Here is a 10,316-nt window from a genome sequence, read left to right as displayed (position 1 = left end):
GCCCTGAAAGGCAGGGCTGTTCCGGCGCGGGCGGGTACGGCTGTCGCTACTTCGCGCCGAGGCCGACGACCAGGTAGTTCTTGTCGTCCGACGACAGCGGCTTGCTGGCGAAGACGTCCGAGATGAACAGCCGCCCGTTCGCATAGCGGTACTCGGCGTGCGACGTGGAGAAGCTGGTCTCCGCGTCACGGACCGCCTCGTCGGACGGGTTCTCCAGGAACACCGTCTGCTCGAAGGTCTTCCCGTCGATGCTGACGATCTGCCCGCCCTTGTCGTACGGCGGGACCTTGTACGCGATGATGTTGCCGCCGTCCATGCGCAGCGGGAACATCGAGTACTTGTCGCCGGCGTCGGCCTTCTGGCCGCCTTCCTTACCGGTCGCCAGGTTGTACGAGATGATCTCGTTGGTCATGCCGTACTCGCCGCCGCCCTCGTGCTCGCGGGTGGCGAGGTAGAGGTGGTCGTTGCCGACCGCCATGTGGGAGCAGGGCTCCACGTTGGTGGCGTCGCAGTCGCTGTCCATCTTCTCCGGGTCCACCGCGATCTTGCTGCGCAGCTTGCCCGTCTTGGCGTCGATGGAGAAGTAGTCCGTCGGGCCCTTGGACTCACCGGTGGAGTCCACCGCGACGACCAGCGGGTCCGTGGACGGGATGTGCGCCCACTGGATGCCCGAGGGCAGCGTGTACGAGGAGATCGGCTTGCCCGCGTCGTCCAGCGGCTGCACCTTGCGCGGCGCCTTGTCGAAGTCGCTGCCGCAGCGGCTGATCGCGACCAGCGTCTTGCCGCCGCCGTAGCCCTGGTCGACGCACTTGTCGCCGGCGCGCGGCTCCCACTTGATGCCGCCGGTCTTCAGGTCCCAGGCCGCACCACCGCTGGTGCTGCCCGCGGCGACGAGGTTGCCGCCGACGGTCACCTGGCTGAAGTTGATCGCCTGGTCACCGGCCTTGGCCTGCTCCTGCCAGAGCTTCTTGCCGTTGTCGATGTCGAGCGCGGCCACCTCGGTGCACCCCGGGTACGGGTCTTCCTTGGTGGGCTTGGCGTTGTGGAAGTTGACGGCGGTGATGCCGTCCGCGCTGACGTGCTCGGAGGCGCTGCAGACCTCGCCGTCGAGCGGGATCGTCCAGAGCTTCTCGCCGCTGTCCGGGTTGTAGCCGACGATCTCGTACACGCCGACCTTGGCGTAGGTCTTCTCGGTCAGCCAGGAGCCCTTGACGGTGATGGCGTCGTCGCCCTTCACCTCGGGCGCGGGCACGTTGAAGAGGACGGCGCCCTTGGTGCTCGCCGGCTTCTTCTCCTTGCCGGAGCCGCCGCCCTTGCCCTCCTCGCCGCCGCCCTTGCCGCCGTCGGTCTGGCCCTGCTTGGACTCGTCCTTCTTGCCGCCCTCGTCGTCGCCGGAGGCGAGGAAGACGCCGGCGCCGATGATCAGGGCGACCGCCACCACGGCCGCGATGATGATCATCATCTGCGTGTTGAGCTTCTTGCCGCCACCGCCGCCGGGCGCACCCATCGGCACGGTGCCCGGCTGCTGGTAACTCCCGTACGGCTGCTGCTGATACGTGCCGTACGGCTGCTGCTGCTGTGTCCCGTACGGCTGCTGCTGTGTCCCGTACGGCTGCTGCTGGCCGGCCGCCTGCTGGCCGTACCCGATCTGCTGGCCCGGGGTCGGGGTCGGGTAGACCTGCCCCGGCGCGGGGGTGCCGTACCCGGGCTGTGCGGGCTGGCCCGGCGCCTGGGGGTAGCCGTAACGGGGCGGGCCGGGCGGCGGGGTGCCCGGCGGCCCGGCCGGCGGCGGCGGGGTCGCGGGCTGGCCGGCCGGGGGCGGCGGAGTCTGCGGGTAGCCGTAACCGGGCTCCTGCGGCGCACCGAAGCCCTGAGGCTGGTCGTTGGCACCGTCGTGGGGCGGCTGGGGTGGCTGGGGCGGCTGTGACATGGGGATCTCTACCTCTGGTGATACGGGAAGTCGGGGCGGGGACTGGTGCGGGGACCCGGCCGTGTGAACGACCGGGTCCAGGACGTCACTTGCCGAAGGACAGCATGCGGGCTTCCTCTTCGCCGTCGTCACCCATGAGACGTGAGGACGTCATGAAGAACCGGCCGTCGGCATAGGCGAGCGGTCCGCTGAACATCGAGCTCTCCACGGACTGCGCACCGCTGGAGTGCTTCTGCAGCACCGTCGGCTTTCCGCCGTTCGGCCCGAACTTCACGATCTGGCCGCCGGTGTCGTAGGTGGCGTCCACGTACCCGATGAGGTCCGAGCCCACCACCGTCAGCGGCAGCACCTGGCGATTGTCGACCTTGGAGCGCCACTTGGGCTTGCCGGTGGCGAGGTCGAAGGCGACGACTTCGTTGACGCGGTTGTAGTCACCGGACTTCTTCGGCTCGGTGGCCATGTAGAAGGTGTCGCCGCCGGCGACCATGCCGTCGCAGCTCTGGGAGTTCTCGCTGCCGATGCCCAGGCCACCGCACTGCTGGCGGAAGCTGTCCTTGCCGCCGTCCAGCTGCGAGCGGAGCTTGCCGGCGTCGGTGAACGCGGCGATCGACCAGGACTTGTCCTCGTCGTTGGTGAGCGAGACGACGATCGGCGACTCCGAGTAGACCCGGTTGACGCTCCAGCCCTTCTTGATCTCGTAGCGCCACTTCACCTTGCCGGTGACGGGGTCGAACTCCTTGAGCCGCTCGTGCTCGTTGGGCGAACTGGCGCCGCAGTGGTCGACTCCGAGCAGCTTCTTGCCGCCCGCGTACGCGGTCGGGAAGCAGACCCCGGAGTCCTCCTTCTTCGCCTGCCAGATCTCCTTGCCGTCGCTGACGCGGTAGGCCACTGCGGACAGATCGCGTCCTGCGAGCAGGGTGTCCCCGGAGATCACCAGGTCGAGCGAGATGACGCTGTCGAACGCGCCACCCGCCTTGACCTCCTTGGTCCAGCCCTCCTTGCCGGTCTTGAGGTCGATCATCATCAGCTGCGAGCACTTCGCACGGTCGCTGGTGCCGGACTTGTGCGCGATGACGACCTTGCCGTCGGGCGTCTGGTGCTTCGGGGTGTCACACACCTCGAAGGGCAGCTCGACGGACCACTTCTCCTTGCCGTCCTTCACCGAGAACGCGGTGACCTCGCGGTAGGCGGCCTGCACCACCACATCGCCCTGGGTCCAGATGTCGAACAGCTCCGCACCGTTGCCCGGTACGTCCTGGCCGTTCATCGCGAGCCAGGCCGGGACCTCGCCGTCCTTGATCCCGTCGTTGATCGACGCGTCCTGCTTGCCGGTGCCCTTGCCGTCGCCCTGGTCCACGGACTCGGACGGCTTCGGGTCCTTCTTGCCGTCCGCGCTCGGCTTGGCGACGGGCTCCTTCGGCTTGTCGTCTCCCCGTACGAGGAAGAACACACCACCGCCGATGACGAGGAGCCCGGCCACGGCCGCCGCCACGATCGCCCCGGGCTTGCCCTTGAAGAACCGCCCGAAACCGCCGCCTTGACCGCCCGGACCGCCCGGACCGCCGGGCGCGGGAGCGCCGGGGTACTGGGCCTGCTGCGGGTAGCCGTAACCGGGCTGCTGCTGCTGATACGGGCCGGCCGGCTGCCCGTAGGGGCCCGGCTGCTGGGCGTAGGGCCCGGGCTGCTGGGCGTACGGTCCCGCCTGCTGCGCATACGGCCCGGACTGCGACGGGTCGGCGGGCGGGCCCTGCGGATACCCGTAACCGGGCTGAGCCGGGGGCTGGCCCGCGGGCGGCGGCGGAGTGCCGGGCTGCTGCTGCGGCTGCTGCGGTCCCCCGAATCCCCCGGGGGGCCCGGACGGCGGTCCTGGCGGCTGGGGCGGCTGGCTCATCGTTCGGACTACCTCATCACGCGGAACCCGCTGCCCGACCGGCCTCCCCCGCAATTCCGTTGGCGGTCTCAAATCCCCCCGGAAAGGAGCGAATCGGGCATGGTTCCCGCAACTCTGCTTCACTTCGGCGGGAGTTCTTTCTATCACTCGGCCGCAGTAGGCCAAGGGCCGGTCGCTCCCCTGTTCCCAAGGGAGGACCGGCCCGTGATACGGCCGTTACTGCGGCGGTGAAGGCCGTGTGAACGTCTCTACTGAGCGTCCTCGGCCAGCTCGAGCCACTTCATCTCCAACTCCTCGCGCTCACCGGCGAGTTCCCTCAGCTGCGCGTCGAGGCCGGCGACCTTGCCGAAGTCGGTGGCGTGCTCGGCGATCTGCGCGTGCAGCTTGGTCTCCTTCTCGGAGACCTTGTCCAACTGCCGCTCGATCTTCTGCAGTTCCTTCTTGGCCGCACGCTGGTCGGCGGCCGACTTCCCGGGCACCGGCGCCGCGGGGGCGACCGGGGCGGCCGCGGCGGTGGCGGCCGTTTCCATGGCGAGCACCCGCTGCCTGCGCTCCAGGTACTCGTCGAGCCCGCGCGGCAGCATCCGCAGGGTGGCGTCGCCGAGCAGCGCGTACACCTTGTCGGTGGTCCGCTCGATGAAGAACCGGTCGTGGGAGATCACGATCATCGAGCCCGGCCAGCCGTCGAGGAGATCCTCGAGCTGGGTGAGGGTCTCGATGTCGAGGTCGTTGGTGGGCTCGTCGAGGAAGAGCACATTGGGCTCGTCCATGAGCAGCCGCAGGATCTGCAGCCGGCGGCGCTCACCGCCGGACAGGTCCCCGACGGGCGTCCACTGCTTCTCCTTGCTGAACCCGAACTGCTCGCACAGCTGCCCGGCGGTCATCTCCCGGCCCTTGCCGAGGTCGACCCGGTCACGGATCTGCTGCACGGCCTGCAACACCCGCAGCCCGGGGTCGAGTTCCCCGACCTCCTGCGAGAGATACGCGAGCCTGACCGTCTTGCCGACGGCGATCCGCCCGGCGACAGGCTGCGTCTCCCCCTGCGTACGGGCGGCCTGGGCCAGCGCGCGAAGGAGCGAGGTCTTGCCCGCGCCGTTCACGCCCACCAGACCGATGCGGTCGCCGGGGCCGAGCTGCCAGGTGATGTGCTTCATCAGCATCTTGTCGCCGGCCTGTACGGAGACGTCCTCGAGGTCGAAGACCGTCTTGCCGAGCCGGGCACTCGCGAACTTCATCAGCTCGCTGGTGTCGCGCGGCGGCGGCACATCGGCGATCAGCTCGTTGGCGGCCTCGATGCGGTAGCGCGGCTTGGAGGTACGGGCCGGGGCGCCGCGGCGCAGCCAGGCCAGCTCCTTGCGCATCAGGTTCTGCCGCTTGGTCTCCTCGGTCGCGGCGATCCGCTCCCGCTCGGCGCGCGCGAACACGTAGTCGCTGTAGCCGCCCTCGTACTCGAAGACATCGCCCTTCTGCACATCCCACATCCGCGTGCAGACCTGGTCGAGGAACCACCGGTCGTGCGTCACGCAGACGAGCGCGGAGCGGCGCTCCTGCAGATGCCGGGCGAGCCAGGAGATGCCCTCGACGTCGAGATGGTTCGTGGGCTCGTCCAGGACGATCAGGTCCTGGTCGGCGATGAGCAGCTTGGCCAGCGCGATCCGCCGGCGCTCACCACCGGACAGCGGCCCGATCACGGTGTCGAGGCCCTGCGGGAAGCCGGGCATGTCGAGCCCGCCGAACAGTCCCTGCAGCACGTCACGGATCTTGGCGCTGCCCGCCCACTCGTGGTCGGCGAGGTCCCCGATCACCTCGTGCCGGACGGTCGCCTCCGGGTCGAGCGAGTCATGCTGCGTGAGCACTCCGAGCCGGAGCCCGCCGCTGTGGGTGACGCGGCCGGTGTCGGCCTCCTCCAGCTTGGCGAGCATGCGGATCAGGGTGGTCTTGCCGTCGCCGTTGCGCCCCACGACGCCGATCCGGTCCCCCTCGGAGACGCCGAGCGAGACCCCGTCGAGCAGGGCACGGGTGCCGTACACCTTGCTCACGGACTCGACATTGACCAGATTGACGGCCACGTTCACTCCTGTACCGGGGGTTCGACGGTCTACCGGGGGTTCGACGATCGACTTCCGCGACCGACCTACCAGGGTAGTCGCCACACGGAGCGCGCTATCGTTCGGCGATCTCCCGGGGGGCGGGAGCACTTTTCAAGGGGCGGTAGCACGATCATGCGCGGTTCGGTTGTACGGGGAGTCCTGGCGGCGGCTGTGATGGCGGGCCTGGTGGCGGGGTGCTCGGGCGGTGGCGACGGGAAGGCTTCCGGCAGCAAGACACCCGGCGCCGGGAAGTCCGACGGCTCCGGGAAGTCCGACGACCAGAAGAACGGCGACGCGGACGCCGGCGGCGAGAAGAGCACCCCGCCCGCCAAGGCCGGCGGCAGCGTCGGAGCGGCCGGCTCGGCGTGCAAGCTGCCCGTGACCTTCAAGACCGCGGCACAGTGGAAGGCGGAGGAGATCGACATCGCGCCCGACGACGAGTTCGCGGAACTCGCTGTCCAGGGTCCGGTGATCGCACGCTGCGAGATCGACGCGAAGCCCGCCGGGAACATCGGGTTCATCCGCGTGTACGTCGAGGAACCGGTGACCGCGGACGCGGACCCGCTCGACGTGCTGAAGAAGTACGTGGCGGCGGACGAGGAGCCCGCCGACGACATGTACCGCGCCTTCACGTCGGGTGACGTGAAGGGGATGCAGGTCGAGTACGAGTCGACCAGCCGGCTCCTCGAGGAGACCAAGACGGAGCGGGCCTTCGCGGTCCGGACGCCCGAGGGGATCGTCGTTGTGGCGCTCGGCGGCATGGACACCCAGGAGCACGAAGCGATGCTCCCCGCGTACGAGCTGGCCAAGCAGACCCTGAAGGTCAACTGACGGCCCGTGCGGGCCGGGCCGGCGCACCGTCCCGGCCCGCCCGTTCCACCAGGAGCCAGCCGCCCAGCGCCATGGCGACCGCGACCGGAGCCGTGATGCGGAACGCGATCAGCATCGCCGAGTGGCCCTCCAGAAGGTCGCCGTAGCCGACCATCGAAAGCCCGAGCACACCGAACAGGCAGAGCGTGATGCCGAGCACGGCCAGCGGCCCCGAACCGCCGGTCCGTGCGCTCACGCCTGCGGGGCGCGGGCTCGGGTCGGCCGGGCGCGGGCTCGGGCCGACAGGGCGCGGGCTCGGGCCGACAGGGCGCGCGGCCGCGGGACGCTCGAAGCTGCGGAACGCCGCGACGAGCACCGCCGTGAGGACCGCCGCCCCGAGCACCCGCACCGGCACCTGGGCCCACCAGGCCGCGCTCGCCGGAGCGGGCAGCGTGACGTCGAGGCCGAGCAGCACCCCGTACACCCCGAGCATGGCCGTCAGATGCCACAGGAACGCGGTCATCGAGACCCCGTTCGCGGCGACGACGGTCCGCCAGACCTTGGGCTTGCGCAGCCACCGCGCCGCCGGACGCCGCACCAGCTCGACCGCGCCGACCAGCCACAGGCCGTGGCAGAGCAGGGCGAAGGTGGGCGGGGCCATGTTGGAGACCTTCTCGCCGGGCATCCCGACCATGCTCAGGGGGTACGGGCCGAAGGCCACGAGCGCCGACGCCCCGGCGACACCCAGGGCGGCGAGCAGGGACGGAAGGCGAAGGCGGCCGTCGGCGCGCAGGAAGCCGAGCTGGTGGACGGCGAGCCAGACGAACGCGAAGTTCAGGAACTCCACGTACGGCACCCCGGCCGCGAACCGCAGCAGATCCACCGCGGCGGCCGCGGCGACCAGACCGCCGAAGGCACCCCACCCGTACCGCTCGTGCAGCTTGAGCAGCGGCGGCGTGAAGGCGACCATCGCGAGATAGATCCCTATGAACCACAGCGGCTGGGTCACGAGCCGCAGCGTGACATCGGCCAAGTGCGGGCTGCCGCCGACCAGTTGGAGCAGGAGTGCCGCCGCTCCCCACACCAGGATGAACACCATGGTGGGGCGCAGGAGCCGCTGCAGCCGGGCGCGCAGGAAGGCCGCGTACACCGAGGAGCCGTCATCGGACTTCCGCTCCAGGGAGCGGTAGGAGAGCGCGTGCGAGAACCCGCCGACGAAGAAGAACACCGGCATGATCTGCAACGCCCAGGTGAGCAGCTGCAGTTGCGGGACTTCGGCGAGCAGGTTGCCGAGCTGGACCTGTCCCGCCGCGTCGGTGCTCACGGCGGCCATCAGCCAGTGCCCGAGCACCACGGTCCCGAGCGATGCCACTCGGAGCAGGTCCATGTACCGGTCCCTGGTGGCCGGTGTGTTCTCCGCGAGTACGCGCACGTCTGATGCCATGCGGATACGGTCGCGCGTCACGGGGGCGGCCGGTCAGGGCTCAGGTACTCATCCCGGGACTGAGTACCCCTGCGGCCCCGGGCGTCAGACGGCCGGGGCCACCACGGTCGCGCCGTCGGCCGGTCCGGACGCCAGCCGGACCGCACGGCAGGTCCCGGAGGCGAGCAGCGCCGAGGCGATCTCGTCCGCGGACCCGGCGGACTTCGCCAGGAACGCCGTCGTCGGGCCCGAGCCCGAGACCAGCGAGGCGAGCGCCCCCGCATCGGAGCCCACCGCCAGGGTCCGCGCCAGCGCGGGGAAGAGCGAAAGGGCCGCGGCCTGAAGGTCGTTGACCACGGTCCGGGCGAGCGCCGTCGCGTCGCCGTCCCGCAGCGCGGCGAGCAGGGCGGGGGACGCGACCGGTTCCGGGACGACGGTGCCGGCCGTCAGCCGGTCGAACTCGCCGTACACCGCGGGCGTGGAGAGCCCGCCGTCCGCGAGCGCGAACACCCAGTGGAAGGACCCGCCCACCGGCAGCGCCTGCAGCAGCTCGCCGCGGCCCGTGCCGAGCGCCGCGCCGCCGAGCAGCGAGAAGGGCACGTCGCTGCCCAACTCGGCGCAGATGTCGAGCAGTTCCTCCGGGGTCGAGCCGAGACCCCACAGGGTGTCGCAGGCGAGCAGGGCGCCGGCGCCGTCCGCCGAGCCGCCCGCCATGCCGCCGGCGACGGGGATGTCCTTGGCGATGTGGAGGTGCACGTCCGGGGACAGACCGTGCCGGGCGGCGAGCGCGATCGCGGCGCGGGCGGCCAAGTTGGAGGTGTCGAGCGGGACTTGGTGCGCGTCCGGGCCCGAGCAGGTGATCTTCAGTTCCGCCGCCGGGGTGACCGTGACCTCGTCGTAGAGGCCGACCGCGAGGAAGACGTTGGCCAGGTCGTGGAAGCCGTCGGGGCGCGCGGCACCGACCGCGAGCTGGACGTTGACCTTGGCCGGCACTCGTACGGTGACACTCACGCGCCGGCCTCCACGACCTGCTTGTTCTCGGCGATACGGGCGAACTCCTCGACGGTCAGCGCCTCCCCGCGCGCCTGCGGCGAGACACCCGCCGCGACCAGGGCCGCCTCCGCGGCGGCCGCGGAACCCGCCCAGCCGGCGAGCGCGGCACGCAGCGTCTTGCGGCGCTGCGCGAAGGCCGCGTCGACGACCTTGAAGACCTCTTGCCGTGTGGCCGTGGTCTCGAGCGGCTCCTTGCGCCGCACCAGCGAGACGAGGCCGCTGTCCACGTTCGGCGCCGGCCAGAACACGTTGCGCCCGATCGAGCCGGCCCGCTTCACCTCCGCGTACCAGTTGGCCTTCACCGACGGCACGCCGTACACCTTGTTGCCGGGCGCCGCCGCGAGCCGGTCGGCGACCTCCGCCTGGACCATGACGAGGCTGCGCTCGATGGTCGGGAACGTCGCGAGCATGTGCAGCAGCACGGGCACGGCGACGTTGTACGGAAGGTTCGCGACCAGGGCGGTCGGGGCCGGGCCCGGAAGCTCCTCGACGAGCATCGCGTCCGAGTGCACCAGGGCGAACCGGTCGGCGCGCTCGGGCATCCGCGCGGCGATCGTGGCGGGCAGCGCACCGGCGAGCACGTCGTCGATCTCGACGGCGGTGACGCGGTCGGCCGCGTCGAGCAGCGCGAGCGTCAGCGAACCGAGCCCCGGGCCGATCTCGACGACGACATCGTCGGGACGCACCTCGGCGGTGCGCACGATACGGCGGACGGTGTTGCCGTCGATGACGAAGTTCTGCCCGCGCTGCTTGGTCGGCCGCACGCCAAGCGCTGCGGCCAGCTCGCGGATGTCGGCGGCCCCGAGAAGGGCGCCCGTCTCGTCGGACTCAGTGGTGCTCACGAGTCCAGATTACGGGTCACCTCACACTCTCCCGCACGGGCAATCCCAGCCGGCCCGGCAATCCCGGCCGGCCCGGCAACCCAGCCGGTCCGGCACACCCAACCGGTCCGGCACACCCAACCGGTCCGGCAAACCCAGCCCCTGCGGCGATTGAGCAGATCCGAACGAAGTTCGGATGAAGGGGCCCGGGGCGGAGCCCCGGGTTCGGGGAGGGGCGGGGAGGGGGAAACAGCCCGCCGCAGGGGCCCCCCCCCCCCCCCACCACGGCCCCCCCCCC

7 protein-coding genes are annotated in these 10,316 nt (G+C 70.9%); 1 reads left to right on the top strand and 6 read right to left on the bottom strand.

What is annotated here, in order from left to right:
* Positions 1-46: 46 nt before the first annotated feature.
* From JAO81_RS40740 to JAO81_RS40730, 3 genes are all read right to left on the bottom strand, one after another.
* Positions 47-1,930 (bottom strand): PQQ-binding-like beta-propeller repeat protein, encoded by a 1,884-nt coding sequence (locus JAO81_RS40740; RefSeq protein WP_199553061.1) that lies wholly within the window; start codon positions 1,928-1,930, stop codon positions 47-49.
* Between the two features lie 85 nt (positions 1,931-2,015).
* Positions 2,016-3,821 (bottom strand): PQQ-binding-like beta-propeller repeat protein, encoded by a 1,806-nt coding sequence (locus JAO81_RS40735; protein ID WP_199553060.1) that lies wholly within the window; start codon positions 3,819-3,821, stop codon positions 2,016-2,018.
* Between the two features lie 248 nt (positions 3,822-4,069).
* Positions 4,070-5,890: an ABC-F family ATP-binding cassette domain-containing protein gene (locus JAO81_RS40730; RefSeq protein WP_199553059.1), complete on the bottom strand. Its 1,821-nt coding sequence runs from the start codon at positions 5,888-5,890 to the stop codon at positions 4,070-4,072.
* 153 nt (positions 5,891-6,043) lie between these two features.
* On the opposite strand from JAO81_RS40730, the gene JAO81_RS40725 reads away from it, so the two are divergent.
* Positions 6,044-6,742, top strand: coding sequence for a lipoprotein (locus JAO81_RS40725; RefSeq protein WP_199553058.1), 699 nt, complete (start codon positions 6,044-6,046; stop codon positions 6,740-6,742).
* Here the strand turns inward: JAO81_RS40725 and JAO81_RS40720 are convergent.
* The 3 genes from JAO81_RS40720 to rsmA all read right to left on the bottom strand — a co-directional run bounded on the left by JAO81_RS40720 (position 6,735) and on the right by rsmA (position 10,039).
* Entirely contained in the window at positions 6,735-8,165 is a 1,431-nt protein-coding gene (locus JAO81_RS40720) for an acyltransferase (protein WP_199553057.1), read from the bottom strand. The two genes, JAO81_RS40725 and JAO81_RS40720, sit on opposite strands and share 8 nt — an antisense overlap.
* Positions 8,166-8,249: 84 nt before the next feature.
* A complete protein-coding gene (locus JAO81_RS40715; protein ID WP_199553056.1) occupies positions 8,250-9,155 on the bottom strand; it encodes a 4-(cytidine 5'-diphospho)-2-C-methyl-D-erythritol kinase in 906 nt (301 codons plus the stop codon).
* Positions 9,152-10,039 (bottom strand): 16S rRNA (adenine(1518)-N(6)/adenine(1519)-N(6))-dimethyltransferase RsmA, encoded by an 888-nt coding sequence (gene rsmA, locus JAO81_RS40710; protein WP_199553055.1) that lies wholly within the window; start codon positions 10,037-10,039, stop codon positions 9,152-9,154. The genes JAO81_RS40715 and rsmA overlap by 4 nt, the downstream gene beginning before the upstream one ends.
* Positions 10,040-10,316 lie beyond the last annotated feature (277 nt).

Origin of the sequence: Streptomyces sp. N35 (assembly GCF_016464295.1) — a bacterium.
GTDB lineage: Bacteria > Actinomycetota > Actinomycetes > Streptomycetales > Streptomycetaceae > Streptomyces.
The sequence above is the reverse complement of the archived record's forward strand: the minus strand, read 5'-3'. Positions and strand labels throughout refer to the sequence as shown.

What these genes read in the sequence shown, in the direction of transcription:
- JAO81_RS40740 (WP_199553061.1), bottom strand. Translation starts at nt 1,930, where the DNA reads ATGTCACAGCCGCCCCAGCCACCCCAGCCGCCCCACGACGGTGCCAAC.
- JAO81_RS40735 (WP_199553060.1), bottom strand. Translation starts at nt 3,821, where the DNA reads ATGAGCCAGCCGCCCCAGCCGCCAGGACCGCCGTCCGGGCCCCCCGGG.
- JAO81_RS40725 (WP_199553058.1), top strand. Translation starts at nt 6,044, where the DNA reads ATGCGCGGTTCGGTTGTACGGGGAGTCCTGGCGGCGGCTGTGATGGCG.
- JAO81_RS40720 (WP_199553057.1), bottom strand. Translation starts at nt 8,165, where the DNA reads ATGGCATCAGACGTGCGCGTACTCGCGGAGAACACACCGGCCACCAGG.